This is a genomic window from Paraburkholderia sp. SECH2 (genome assembly GCF_030464795.1).
GTDB lineage: Bacteria > Pseudomonadota > Gammaproteobacteria > Burkholderiales > Burkholderiaceae > Paraburkholderia > Paraburkholderia aspalathi.
In genome coordinates, this window is sequence record NZ_JALPRH010000019.1 from 78,870 (window position 1) to 91,904 (window position 13,035).

The 13,035-nt window shown below is 59.0% G+C and carries 9 protein-coding genes; 2 read left to right on the forward strand and 7 right to left on the reverse strand.

The window, feature by feature from the left end; all coding sequences use genetic code 11:
• Positions 1-478: 478 nt before the first annotated feature.
• Positions 479-787 carry a hypothetical protein gene (locus M0D66_RS26420; RefSeq protein ID WP_266211994.1) on the reverse strand — a complete coding sequence of 103 codons (309 nt, stop codon included), beginning with the start codon at positions 785-787 and terminating at the stop codon, positions 479-481.
• Between the two features lie 369 nt (positions 788-1,156).
• A complete protein-coding gene (locus tag M0D66_RS26425) occupies positions 1,157-2,797 on the reverse strand; it encodes an EAL domain-containing protein (RefSeq protein WP_266211995.1) in 1,641 nt (546 codons plus the stop codon).
• Positions 2,798-3,277: 480 nt separating this feature from the next.
• Between M0D66_RS26425 and M0D66_RS26430 the strand changes: the two genes are divergently transcribed.
• The gene (locus M0D66_RS26430; protein ID WP_266211996.1) at positions 3,278-4,576 is read left to right on the forward strand and encodes a site-specific integrase; all 1,299 of its coding nucleotides are present in this window, start codon (positions 3,278-3,280) and stop codon (positions 4,574-4,576) included.
• Positions 4,577-4,712: 136 nt separating this feature from the next.
• Here the strand turns inward: M0D66_RS26430 and M0D66_RS26435 are convergent, their stop codons facing one another.
• The 4 genes from M0D66_RS26435 to M0D66_RS26450 all read right to left on the reverse strand — a co-directional run bounded on the left by M0D66_RS26435 (position 4,713) and on the right by M0D66_RS26450 (position 8,494).
• Positions 4,713-6,245 carry a sensor domain-containing diguanylate cyclase gene (locus tag M0D66_RS26435; RefSeq protein WP_266211997.1) on the reverse strand — a complete coding sequence of 511 codons (1,533 nt, stop codon included), beginning with the start codon at positions 6,243-6,245 and terminating at the stop codon, positions 4,713-4,715.
• Between the two features lie 244 nt (positions 6,246-6,489).
• Positions 6,490-6,912 carry a biopolymer transporter ExbD gene (locus M0D66_RS26440; protein ID WP_266211998.1) on the reverse strand — a complete coding sequence of 141 codons (423 nt, stop codon included), beginning with the start codon at positions 6,910-6,912 and terminating at the stop codon, positions 6,490-6,492.
• Positions 6,909-7,619, reverse strand: coding sequence for a MotA/TolQ/ExbB proton channel family protein (locus tag M0D66_RS26445; RefSeq protein WP_266211999.1), 711 nt, complete (start codon positions 7,617-7,619; stop codon positions 6,909-6,911). Before M0D66_RS26445 ends, M0D66_RS26440 begins: the two co-directional genes overlap by 4 nt.
• Before the next feature lie 2 nt (positions 7,620-7,621).
• A complete protein-coding gene (locus tag M0D66_RS26450) occupies positions 7,622-8,494 on the reverse strand; it encodes an energy transducer TonB (RefSeq protein ID WP_266212000.1) in 873 nt (290 codons plus the stop codon).
• 375 nt (positions 8,495-8,869) lie between these two features.
• On the opposite strand from M0D66_RS26450, the gene M0D66_RS26455 reads away from it, so the two are divergent.
• Positions 8,870-11,098, forward strand: a complete 2,229-nt coding sequence (locus M0D66_RS26455; protein ID WP_266212076.1) for a TonB-dependent receptor — start codon at positions 8,870-8,872, stop codon at positions 11,096-11,098.
• Positions 11,099-11,178: 80 nt separating this feature from the next.
• Here M0D66_RS26455 and adh read toward each other — a convergent pair whose 3' ends face one another.
• Positions 11,179-12,699, reverse strand: a complete 1,521-nt coding sequence (gene adh / locus M0D66_RS26460) for an aldehyde dehydrogenase (RefSeq protein ID WP_266212002.1) — start codon at positions 12,697-12,699, stop codon at positions 11,179-11,181.
• Positions 12,700-13,035 lie beyond the last annotated feature (336 nt).

The following is a 13,035-nucleotide window of genomic DNA, read 5'->3' on the forward strand; positions in this document are numbered from 1 at the left end:
GCTTGTCTTTGGTGTGTTCATGACGGCAATCGGAATGGGCCTATGGTTTTATGCAACGTCGTCGGCCCCCTCCGAACGACAAGATGAATCGTTGGCCGTAGCGGCCGTCATCGTCGGCCTGTTTTCTGCCGTCTACGCGGGCCGCGAACTCTGTCACAAACGTCGATAGATCGTCTGTTAGGACTATGGATGTTGTCGATTAAGTGGCGCTACAAGGTGTGCCGAAGCGCGTAGACTTTGCCGCTGCGCGCGTCACGCTAACATTCGTGGGATCGTGAAATCGGCCCAGCAACGCGCCGACGAAGCCTGGAGACGCACGGAGTCCACAGTTCCCTACTCAGTAAAGATCCGAAGGTGTGATTTTCGGAAGCCAGAAGCAAGACCGAGCCTGCCGTCCGAATGTCTCTTTCCGAGCCTAGACGCGTCCCTCGACCGCAATCGGTCAACGGCTAAGTTGGGTCGAACTGGGCCGTTAAAATCAGTTTGCAGGGTTTTCAGGTGCGGCTGATGATTGCATGGAGGTGTTTCTGGCGCGGAATCGCCCCGATGGCGGTTCGCTCGTTACTGACGGCCGGCTCTTGAAGCTGACTTCAAATGCACCCAGCTGCAGCAACAGGCAGTCGAGCGCGCAAAGCTGGACCCGCGTCAGGTGCGGTGCGTCCAGGAGCCTGTGTAGTCGCCAGCGCCAGTATTGCGCAGGCAGTATAGGACCGAGAGGGCCGCCAACCAGCGACGGTCTCATCACCCGCGCGATGTGCGCTATCTCCACGTCGATCAACGTTTCCATAAGCCCCCGGCTTCCTGTTTTCGTTTTCGCGTACGGCCACTGACGATTCATATTACGAATACTATAGGCCGGTATTCGCCGCGCGCCCAATTATTGAGAAATGAAATTCCCGGCGTGCGGCGGAACGGCCGGTTTGGACAGCGGTGGTGACGTGTGCGGAAACCAACTGAGGTAGGAACGATGCGGCCTCTGCCGTCGGCATCGGGCAGTAGGCGGCCATTTCCGGACCCACGAATTAGATTCGGAGACGTCTGCTGTTCCTGGCACAAAAGACGATCGTTTTTCAGCATCCCGCGGAAAGCGGTGTCGTCGACCAGTTGCGGTTCGTAGGTGCATTGGGCACGCGTGGCATCGCATTGCGCATCAGGATTATTGATGGATCGGCTGAAGCGTCGATCTGCTTTCGTTGAGCCAGACGATAAGTTCATTAGCCCGCATGGCCTTCGCAAACAACCAGCCCTGTCCATACTGGACGCCTCTCTGCGCCAGATATTCGACCTGGACATCGCGCTCGACGCCCTCTGCCACAATTTCCACCCCCAGTTCGTGCGCCATCTCGATGATATGAGGCGCGACGACGCTGGATGCTGCGTCTTGTGCAATGGTGTCGATAAATGACTTGTCGATTTTCAGGACATCGATCGTAAAGGTTTGCAGATACGACAGGCTGGAATACCCGGTCCCGAAATCATCGATATAGACAGGGTGGCCGGCATCCCTGAATGCCGCTATGGTTTGCCGCGTTGCGTCGGCATCCATGAAGCTTCGCTCCGTTGCTTCGATTCTGACCTGAGCAGGTCGAATACCCGTGTCCTGCAACCGGGCGGTAAGAACGTTCAGGAAACGGCGTGTCCGCAAATCATCACTGCTCACATTGATTGAGACGTAGAACGAAGGACGCGAGCGCAAGAGCTTTGACAGCTCGTCAATCGTCTTGTCCAGTACAAGGTCCGTCAACTGCTGAATAAGACCGTTTTGCTCCGCGACCGCGACAAAGATTTCCGGCGAGATGTTGCGTCCGTTCAGGTTCCACCTGACGAGCGCTTCCACACCAACGCATTCGCCACTCGTGAGGCGGACGATCGGCTGGAAAGCCACGTCGAGTTTCTTGCGTGCTATCGCCCATTCGAGCGTCGCGGGGAAGGAGAGTTGCCGCGAGATTCGCCTGAACGCAAGCCAACCAAGCACACCTCCGACAACGAGACCAATCGAAAGCCACATCACGAGCAAACCAGGCCAGTGCCCCACGAGGCTGCTGCGAGGAGACTTGACTACCACCCCGAGGGGCCGGCTTGACGAACGGGCAACAGCGTAGTGCCATTGTTCATCGTTCACATGCCCAGCCAGCTTCCATGCGTTGAGCATGTCGTCGGCGTCCGCACCAGGCGACAACGCAAGGATTGTGTTCGTCTCGACATTGATCGCTGCGACCGGTCTTCCGGCGGGGTCAATAATATCGACGTAGGACTGTGGGTCGATCGAGACATAATTTCCCTTGCGACCAATCTGAATATCCTGGCGCTCGTCGCTGAGGGGGTTCTTCTGCCTGTACCAAAGCAGATAGCCGTCCTTGCTCAGCCAATCGGGCGGGGGCATCGTCAGATGCTGCGCCCGAACGTCGCCTAAAAGCGGCGAGCACAGATATTGCCCGCCACCGTAAGCACCCGCGTCCTGCACGTACCGGTAATTGAAAACCACGCGGGCAAACTGTGCGACCTGGGCGGGAGAGCAGAGACCGCCGGGGAGCGCCTCCATGTCGGCAATAGCGGCGAATGCCTGGTAGGTGACAAGCTCCGTGCGCATCACCGCTTTCGCGGCGAACTGCTGCAGATCTTCCTGCTCGCGACGTTCTGCATCCTCGTCGGCGATATAGATGCTGGTCAGAACTGGGGCAACCGTAGCTATGCAGCCCAGTGCGACAGAAGCAGAAATAAGCGATAGCCGCTTGATCATCTCGCAAGTCCCGTCGTCAATGACCGCAAGGGAGGCTTCGCGCCACAAGCGCGGCATGCTCAGAGTCGAACGTATGGAATGACGATGCCAGCATGAAGAATAGTATCTGGAGCTATTTTTTCAATGCGTCTGATTTATGCGCCCTCTATCCGCTCCAGGACGAATGCGAGCGGCCGATCTCCGACAGTAAGCGGGCGTTTATCGCTTCGTCGCCCGAGTCCGCTTCGGGTCGAAAGTACGCATTCGTTGATGCCACTGCGGCCTTTCGCGATTGCCGTTGTCGAACGACCGCTGTGATGCAGTGAGCGGGAATGATTTAGACTGCTCCCAAGTCGTTCCGGGAGTTACGGTTTTCCATGTTTTTTCGTTTAAAAACATGAGGTTATTGTCCGGTGTGGTCTGCTGTGATCCGGGCAATGCCTGGTGGAAATGTCGGTATCGGTGACGGTACCGACATTTCTTCCTCGGACGGCCTTGTCCGATACCGTCAAATCAGTCTGACGGTATCGGTTGACGGTATACGTTCGAGGAGTCCCTATGCTCACAGACATGCAGTTGCGAGCGCTGAAGCCGGCTCAGAAGATCTATAAGGTTGCCGATCAGCGCGGGCTATATGCGGCAGTGACGCCTTCAGGCGCGGTGAGCTTCCGGTACGACTACCGGGTGAACGGTCGCCGGGAAACCCTGGTTATAGGCCGCTACGATCCATCACTTCCCGCACGGAAGCCACGCAGGCCAGACGAACTCGGATTCGGAATGGCTATTAGCCTTCCGGAAGCCCGCCTTCTACGCGACCATGCGTACGGAGCAATCCAACGCGGCGAAAGCCCGTCACGGGCGAAAGTCGAGAAACGGGTCGAGGCGACCGAGGCGCTGACGTTTGGTAAGTGGGCGGAGAAATACTTTGTGGAGACTGCTCTTGCCGACTCCACACTAGCGATGCGCAAATCGGTATACGAGCGGAATCTCGCGTCGGAATTTGGCCGGCTGAAGTTGGAAGAGATCACGCCCGCACGACTGATGGCGCGCTGCGAGAAGATCAAGGAGAGGGGCGCTGCTGCCCCTGCCGTGCAGGCGCGCGACATCGTTCTTCAGGTTTACCGTTTCGTGCAGGCGCGGGGACTAAAGGTGGACAATCCTGCGGAGGCCATCCGCCCGTCTGCGATCGCCAGCTTCAAGCCGCGCGATCGGACACTGTCGCCTGCCGAAATCCATGTGTTTTTCAGTGCATTGGAACAGACGCCGACGATGCCTACGCTCCGTCTTGCTATCAGATTCATGCTGCTCACGCTGGTGCGCAAGTCCGAGTTCATTCTGGCGATGTGGGGTGAGATAGACTTCGACGCCGCAGTCTGGACAATTCCGAAGGAACGGATGAAGGCCGGTCGCCCCCACATTGTCTATCTGAGCCAACAGGCTCTGGACATTCTGGTCGCATTCAAGACGTGCTTCGGGGCAAGTTCGTACGTGCATCCCGGTCGCTATGAGACGGCCTCCCCAATAAGTATGGCGACTCTGAACCGCGTTATTGACAGCACGGTCAAGCTGATACGCGACGGCGGGACAGATTTTGATCCTTTCACGGTGCACGATCTGCGTCGGACGGCCAGCACGCTCTTGCACGAAGCAGGGTTCAACACCGACTGGATCGAGAAATGCCTCGCTCACGAACAGCGTGGCGTGCGCGCGGTCTACAACAAGGCGGAGTATGCAGAGCAGCGGAGGACGATGCTCCAGGCATGGGCAGATATGCTCGACGGCTGGATTGCTACGAATCCCAAGGTGAGCGTCCTGGTGCTGGCAAACCCAGCCAAGACTCGTGAGTGCATCTCCTGAGTTCGAACTTGTGTGTGCTCAAGAATCCAGCCGTTTGCACTCAGATCGCCATGTTTGACGCTGGACGGCAAGAAACAGAATTAGGTAGTATGTCGAAAATTTTTCTTGATGAATCGGACATCTAGCGGGCACTGCTCTAGCTGGCGACCGCGTCCACGGTCCAAAAACGGAATACCCCTTTGCCCGCTTTCTTTGCGTCGTACAAGGCCGCGTCGGCCCGCTTCTTCAGCAGATCAAGAGACTCATATTTCGTTGCGAAGGCGATGCCGATGCTTGCTCCAATTTTGACCAGCGCGCCTGCTGACAGCGGATAGGGTTCGGATAATCGCTGGATAATGCGCTGCGCAAGTGCGGCGGCGGAGGAGGTGGTTGAGTTCTCAAGAACAATGGCGAATTCGTCGCCGCCGATCCGCGCCACCAGCTCCCCTTGCCGCAGTGTCCTGCGCAAGCGCTCCCCGACCATTTTCAGGACCTCGTCGCCCGCCGGGTGGCCGAAGCCATCATTCACCTGCTTGAAGCCGTCCAGATCGAGATACATCACCGCCAATGCTGGGTCGTGATTGTCTGCGCGCCGGGAAAGTTTCCGCTCGAGTTGTTCGCGCAGGTAGCGGCGGTTCGGCAGACCCGTCAGCACGTCGTGACGGGCCCACTCAAGAATTCGGGCCTCGGCGGTCCTACGCTGCGTCACGTCCTCGATGATGATGACAGCGCTTCCGTCAGGCACCGGGTTGCGAGTCATCTCGAGCTGGCGGCCATCGTTGAGTTTCAGATTGAGCGGGCCGTGCTCCTCCGACAGCCATGCGGTACACCGCTCGACAAGCTTCTTTCGAAACGCTTCACCGTACTTCGCCAGCACTACCTGACCAATCAGCTCAGGTAGCGGGACATTAAGCTGCAGCATCTCGACAGGGGCGCCGAAAAGCTCTGCGGTTCGGCGATTGGCAATGGTCACCGTCGCGGCGCTGTCGATGGTGCACAGCCCGTGTGGCATATAGGCCAACGCCGCATCGAATTGGGCCGCAAGTTCTGCGTGCCTTTGTTCGGCTGTCATCAGGGCAACAAGCATCGCATAGTGGCGCCTGACCACCGAAGTCATCGCCGCAACATACAGGCAAAGCGGTGGCACCAGAATCCACATTGCGCTACGGGACGCGAGCAGCCCGCCCAGCCCAATAGGAATCGCCCCCAGACAAATCTGCACGATCGCCAGGCGGGGCAAGGCCGCGTTTCTTGACGCTATTCCGCCTAGAATCCCAGCCGTCACCATGACGGCGAGCGCCGTCAGTTCGCCGTCATGGGACAGGATGCAGCCCATCGTACCGAGGCCAAACAGCAGGCAGGCCAGTAGCGATGGCGGCACGTACCGGACAGCCCAGGGGCCAGGGTGAACCGCACCCGTACGGCTGCGCATGATGTAAGCACGAGCGATCCCGAGCCGTGTTAACAGGAGGCCAATATCCGTCACGAGCCATAGCGCGGCCCACGTCTGATGCAGACGGATCACGGCTACGAGCGCAATGAAACTGCTTGCGCCTCCCGACATGACGAGCGGCCGTATGTTTTCAAACAGTGTCGACAGCAGTGATGAACGAACGGCGACCGTGACGTCGCCGTTGTGCGGCGCCGGCGTCGCAAGAATTGAATCGAGAATGAATGTCTTGCCGGGCATGATATGACCGCATCTGAAATTTTCTGCCAGGCCGCGTCGCGTGACGACTGCTCCCTGTGTTTGCGGAGAAAGCAGTGTTTTACCGGGCGCTCAATGCCATTTTTTCGTTAGAGAGCGTTGAAATGAGGAACTCTCGCTTCGGTTCGTCCCCGCGTATGCGCGTTGACTATAAACACCAAATGGGCAGCCCCCTTGATTTAAGTCAAAGGCATGAAAGGAGCATGAAGCGCAGGACCGCGCTACGTCAATTCCGTGGCACCACGTTCGCCGTTACGACTGCGACGTGCACGATGCCTGCATGGCCGATTCTGGCGAGCAGATTTGCAACAGCGCCGAACGGTTGGCTTTGATCGGAACGCAGGTTCACGACGGTCTGGTCATCCCGCGCGGCGATGCGCCTGAGCGTCGGCTCCAGTTGGTCCGCGGCGATGTCGAGGTCGTCGATTCTTAGCTTGCCGTTTGCATCGAGGCTGACCGTCACCGCGTGATCACGCGCTTCGGGCGCGCTGGCTGCAACCTTTGGCAGATCGATGTGCAGCGTTCTGGTCAACATCGGCGCCATGACCAGAAGAATCACGACGAGTACCAGCATGACGTCGACAAGCGGCGTGATGTTGATTTCGGCAAGCGGTTGGTCCGTGTCTTTTGCGTTCGAACGGGAAATCATGTGAGCACCTCCGCCCGATGAGCGCCCGTCACCGCGCGAAAACCGTTGCGTTGCGCCACGTTGACGAGATCCGCGGCGTAGTCCTCGAGATCGGCAATCGAGACGTGAACGCGGCGCACAAAGAGGTTATAGGCGAGAGCAGCGGGGATGGCGACGGCGATCCCGATTCCCGTCGCAGTCAGTGCTTGCCCGACCGGCCCGGCGACCCCTTCGATCCCGCTCGCGCTGCCCACAGCGACTGCGTGTAGTGCATGGATAATGCCGAACACCGTGCCGAACAGGCCGATGAACGGCGCGGTAGTGGCGATCGATGCAAGCAGCGTCAAGCCACGTTCAAGCGTGCGCCTTTCTCTCTGGATCTGCTGGTTCAGGAAGCGATCGAGCAGTTCGTGGCGGTCCCAGGCCACGAATTCCGCATTGGCCACTGCCGTCTCCGCTGGGGCGGTGCCCGACCATGCGGCGAAGCCGGCGCGCGCCACGCGCGCCTTCGGACACTCCGAAGCGTGTGACGGGCTGCCAGGTATGCCCGACGGATCGCGCTCGGCGGCGCTCCAGAAAAGTGCTGTGAAGCGCCGGTTCTCCGAAGCAAGATGCCAGTACGCGCAGCCTTTGTACAAAATCAGCCACCAGGTCAGTAACGAACAGGCTGCGAGCAAGCAAAGCGAAGCGTCGACAATGAGCTGAGTGGCGAAGTCAGAGATGTTCATAGTCAGGTTCCAAGTTTGAATTCGATGGGTACCTGGACCCATCCATCGACCGGCTGAGCGCCACGGCGAGCCGGCGCAAAACGCCAGTTGGTGACGGCTTCGAGTGCCGCGTCATCGAGCGACTCGTGGCCGCTCGACGACGCGAGTCCGACGTGGTCTGGCCGGCCGCTGGCCAGTACATGAACCTTGAGCATGACGGTGCCTTGCCAGCCGCGTTGTTCAGCCACGCTCGGGTAGGTCGGCGCAGGATTGCGCAGGTAAGCGGCGCCGAAGCTGGGTTCAGTGAGCGGTTCGGACGTCGGTTGGGACTCCGGTGATGTCGAGGTCGATGTATTGCGTGGTTCGGGACCGGCGTCGGTGGTTATCGGTGGTGGAGTCGTAGCGGCGGGCGCAGGCCGTGACTTCAATGCGTTGCTCGGCGCGATCTTCGCGAGCGGTTTCGATGGCGCAGCCTGAGTAGTGTTTCTCGGGGTAGCCATGTCTCTTGCGCGGAGTGTCAAGGTCGAAGGCGGTGACACGCGTGACGTCATAGCCGACGGCAGGTTGGCGGCACGGTTTGCGGATTTCGTTGAAATCGCAGCCGGTGGCGACGCGGCAGCCCCTATGTCGAATTGCAGGTCGAGCACATGCGGCGCCGTGTATTCCTGCTTTTCCACCGACATACGCCAAACCTTGAGCGCCACCGTGCAATGGACGGCAAGCACGACTAGCGCAACGGCATGCGCGCGCGCTCCCCGGAGGTCGTTGAAAGCGCCCGTGGTGTACGGCGGCAGTCGGCACGCTGCGACGCGCGCCGGCGGGTTTGCCGCCGCGCATTGCAGGCTACGCAGCCTGCGTCGCGCCGCGTTTGCACCTTTCAGCGCTGAAGTGATCATGCGTGCCACCCCCAGATTCTGATTGCCATTCGGATCGCAACATGCGTGCCGGTCGTGAGGACGCGCGTGCGGCGTTTGTTTGGATCGGGCGCGCTCCGAGGGTCTGTCTTAGGTGCCCCCGTTTGGAGCACTGCCTGTACCAAATCGACACAGGTGTCACGTGAGCGAAGACAAACGCGGTACAGCGTTCGACATGGCATCGCATTGCGTCGATGTCCGGCATCGATGTTGCTTTGAAGTGGGTACATCGGAAACCGCAATCAAAGAACACACCGCGTACGGCCATGAAGCCGATGCGCGTCACGACGGAGGAGACACATGAAGTCGCATCGCGACGGTTGGCGGCGCACGCGCATCGCCGCCGCCATAGCGGGCATGCTTGCTATGGCCCACGGTACTTGCGCAGTGGCGCAAGACGAACCCGTGTCGTCGCCTTCCCAGGTGATGCCAGTCGTAACCGTGGTGGGTACGGCGCCGCTTACCGGACTCGGCATGGCGCTGGATGAGGTGCCGGCTGCCGTGCAGATCGTCGAGGCGAAGGACATCGAGACGCAACACCCGAATTCCATTACGGCCTACCTGGAGCAGAACGTCACCAGCGTGACGCTCAATTCGAGTCAGGGCAATCCGTATCAGCCGGACGTCAACTATCGGGGCTTCACCGCTTCGCCGCTCCTCGGCACACCCCAAGGCTTGTCGGTTTTCCAGGACGGTGTGCGGATCAATGAGCCGTTCGGTGACGTAGTCAACTGGGATCTGCTCGCACAATCGGCGATCGAGCGCATCGAGGTGATGCCCGGGTCCAATCCGCTATTCGGTTTGAACACGCTAGGCGGCGCGATCGCCATCACCACAAAAAATGGCCGCGACAATCCCGGCGGCAGCGTTGAAGTGGAGGGCGGCTCATTCGGACGCAGGAGTGTGGTCTTCACGCAAGGCGGCCAACTGGGACACTTCGACTATTTCTTCACCGCCAACGACGAAGCCGATCAGGGTTGGGCCGACCACAATCCCAGCCGCGTGAAGCAGCTGTTCGGCAAGGTGGGCTATACGGACACGCGCACCACCGTCGAACTGAGCCTCACCGCGGCCGACAATCAGCTGCAGGGTACCCAGACCATTCCGCGCTCGTTTCTCGACAATCCACGCCAGGCCTACACGTATCCCGACGAGAACCAGAATCGCGCGATCATGCTGACCTTGTCAGGCAAGCACGACTTCAGCGATGCATTGCAGCTTTCCGGCGATGTGTACTACCGGCACTACAACAACGACAATCTGAGTAGCAACGTCAATGGAGATTACGGCTCTATCGATCCGGCGACGGGCGCGATCAACACGGTACCTGCGCAAAACTCGCACTCTGTGATCTCCCAGGACAGTTATGGATTCGCACTGCAATTGAGCGTTACCGGCAAAGTCGCGGGGATGGACAATCAGCTTACGGCCGGTCTCAGCGGCGATTTTGCGAACACCGGCTTCGCCCAGTACACGCAGAATGCTCAGTTTGCCTCAGATCGCCAGACAGTCGGGACCAGCGGCTTCAATCTGGAAACCGATGCATCGACCCGTAACAGCAATCTCGGTGTGTTCGTCACCGACACGCTTTCGTTAACTCGCACGATTGCGCTGACGGCCTCCGCGCGCTACAACCACGCTAGCGTCGACATCGAGGATCGCAGCGGCATGCAGCCCTTGTTGAATGGCTCGCACAGTTTTTCGCGGATCAATCCTGCGCTAGGCATCACCTATAACCCGGTGCCCTGGTTGACCGCTTATGCTAACTACAGCGAGGGCACGCGTACGCCGACCGCTATCGAGCTGGCCTGCGCCGACCCGGCTGCGCCCTGTTCGCTGCCGAACGATTTTATTGCCGACCCTGCTTTAAAGCCAGTCGTATCGCGCACGTTTGAGACGGGCGCCCGTGGAACGCTATCGTCGGCAATTCACTGGAGCGCGGCATTGTTCCGCACCGATCTTCACGATGACATTGCGTTTGTCAGCAGTAATGGGGCAGCGACCTCGACCGGATACTTCCAGAACGTCGGCACTACAAGACGGCAAGGATTCGAAATCAACGCACGTACGCAGACAGGCCCGCTTACTGTGAACGCAGGCTATACCTATCTGCGCGCAACCTATCAAAGCAGTTTTGTCGAGCAAAGCGCGAGCAACTCGAGCGCTACCGCCCAAGGCAACATTACGGTGCACCCGGGCGACCGTATTCCCGGCATTCCGGAAAACACACTGAAGTTGCGTCTGGATTATGCGGCTACCGCGAAATGGAGTGTAGGAGCAAACATACTCTATCGCAGCTCGATATTCGCCCGTGGTGACGAGAACAATCAGGACAGTAATGGGCGTATCGCGGGCTATGCGATCGTCGATCTAGACACGACCTATCAGGTCACGAAGCAACTGCAGCTATTCGCGCATGTAAACAATCTGTTCGACAAACGCTACGCCGACTTCGGCATCCTCGGGCAGAATTTTTTCAACGGCCCCGGCCATTCGTTCTCGCCCGATGCGGTGACTAACGAACAGTTTCTCGGTGTGGGTGCGCCGCGTGGCGTATGGGTTGGATTGCGCTATGTGTGGAAGTAAAGCGGAGACGCGTGCTGCGGCGTATATAAGCCGCTTGTCCGGAGCGGGTCCCACACCGCTCCAGATCCGTACGTAGCGGGTTAGAAGAAACCCAGCGGCTGCTCGCTATAGCTGACGAGCAGATTCTTGGTTTGCTGATAGTGGTCGAGCATCATCTTGTGGGTTTCGCGACCAATACCGGACTGCTTGTAGCCACCGAATGCCGCATGCGCTGGATAGGCGTGATAGCAATTCGTCCATACGCGGCCTGCCTGGATTTCCCGGCCGAAGCGATAGGCACGTGTACCGTCGCGAGTCCATACACCGGCGCCCAGACCGTACAGCGTATCGTTGGCAATTTCGAGCGCTTCCTCTTCGTTCTTGAATGTCGTCACTGACACCACCGGACCGAAGATTTCTTCCTGGAAGATACGCATTTTGTTGTGGCCGCGGAAAACGGTCGGCTTCACGTAATAGCCTTTGCTCAGTTCGCCACCGAGCGTATTGCGTTCACCGCCGATCAGACACTCGGCGCCTTCCTGCTTGCCGAGATCGACGTATGAGAGGATTTTTTCAAGCTGTTCCTCGGAAGCCTGGGCGCCGATCATTGTCTTCGTGTCGAGCGGATGCCCCTGCTTGATTGCGGCGACGCGCTTCAGGGCGCGCTCCATGAAGCGGTCGTAGATTTTCTCATCGATCAGCACGCGCGACGGGCACGTGCAGACTTCGCCCTGATTCAGCGCGAACATCGCGAAACCTTCGAGCGCCTTGTCGAAGTAGCCGTCGTCGCGATCCATTACGTCGGCGAAGAAAATGTTCGGGCTCTTGCCACCGAGTTCGAGCGTCACGGGAATGATGTTCTGGCTCGCGTACTGCATGATCAGGCGGCCGGTGGATGTCTCACCCGTGAAGGCAATCTTCGCGATCCGCTTGCTCGTTGCGAGCGGCTTGCCCGCTTCGAGACCAAAACCGTTGACCACGTTCAGCACACCCGGCGGCAGCAGGTCCTGAATCAGTTCCATCAGCACCAGGATGGAAGCAGGTGTTTGCTCGGCTGGTTTGAGCACGATACAGTTTCCTGCGGCCAGCGCGGGCGCGATCTTCCACACCGCCATCAGGATCGGGAAGTTCCACGGGATGATCTGACCGACCACACCGAGCGGTTCGTGGAAATGATAAGCGACGGTATCGGCATCGATCTCGGAGAGCGTCCCTTCCTGTGCGCGAATGCAACCGGCGAAATAGCGGAAGTGGTCGATCGCGAGCGGGATGTCGGCGGCGAGCGTTTCGCGGATCGGCTTGCCATTGTCGATCGATTCTGCAAATGCAATGCGCGAGAGGTTCTGCTCCATGCGGTCCGCAATGCGGTTCAGGATCGTCGCACGTACAGCCGGCGAAGTATCGGCCCAGGCTTTGCGGGCGCGGTGGGCAGCATCGAGGGCGAGATCGATATCTTCTTCCGTTGAGCGCGGGATTGATGTGAAGGGTTCGCCGGTGATGGGCGATACGTTGTCGAAGTATTCACCGCGTACCGGCGGAATCCATTGGCCGCCGATGAAATTGGCGTACCGCCGTGCGTACGGAAATTCGACATCGAGAAACTGCATATCTGCGTGATTCATACCTGACTCCTCCAATTGATTGTGTGACTGGTGTCGATGGAGAAGGTCTGCGTTGGCTCGACGTGTCCTTAATGCTGACGCTCTTCATCGTGCGGAGCATCCAGCGAGAAGCGTGCCATTGACTCTCATCTCCCTCGCGATAGGCATGCGGGCACCGGGGTGCTGGGCACGGCGTGTACGTGACGATGCATGGAGTGTCCCTCTGCGTCGTTCGATCCACCGGCATGGCAACTGTCATTTTTAGCAACACATTGCCGGGTGACTGCGCCAACGTGCAACACCCATGTTGTGCCGTGACGGCCGCTTCCCTGCAAAGTCGCGTGCGCTCTTCGTGAG

Excerpts from the sequence above, each read along its gene's own strand:
- M0D66_RS26440 (WP_266211998.1), bottom strand. The coding sequence starts at position 6,912 with ATGATTTCCCGTTCGAACGCAAAAGACACGGACCAACCGCTTGCCGAA.
- M0D66_RS26430 (WP_266211996.1), top strand. The coding sequence starts at position 3,278 with ATGCTCACAGACATGCAGTTGCGAGCGCTGAAGCCGGCTCAGAAGATC.
- adh (WP_266212002.1), bottom strand. The coding sequence starts at position 12,699 with ATGAATCACGCAGATATGCAGTTTCTCGATGTCGAATTTCCGTACGCA.
- M0D66_RS26425 (WP_266211995.1), bottom strand. The coding sequence starts at position 2,797 with ATGCCGCGCTTGTGGCGCGAAGCCTCCCTTGCGGTCATTGACGACGGG.
- M0D66_RS26445 (WP_266211999.1), bottom strand. The coding sequence starts at position 7,619 with ATGAACATCTCTGACTTCGCCACTCAGCTCATTGTCGACGCTTCGCTT.
- M0D66_RS26420 (WP_266211994.1), bottom strand. The coding sequence starts at position 787 with ATGGAAACGTTGATCGACGTGGAGATAGCGCACATCGCGCGGGTGATG.
- M0D66_RS26450 (WP_266212000.1), bottom strand. The coding sequence starts at position 8,494 with ATGATCACTTCAGCGCTGAAAGGTGCAAACGCGGCGCGACGCAGGCTG.
- M0D66_RS26455 (WP_266212076.1), top strand. The coding sequence starts at position 8,870 with ATGCTTGCTATGGCCCACGGTACTTGCGCAGTGGCGCAAGACGAACCC.
- M0D66_RS26435 (WP_266211997.1), bottom strand. The coding sequence starts at position 6,245 with ATGCCCGGCAAGACATTCATTCTCGATTCAATTCTTGCGACGCCGGCG.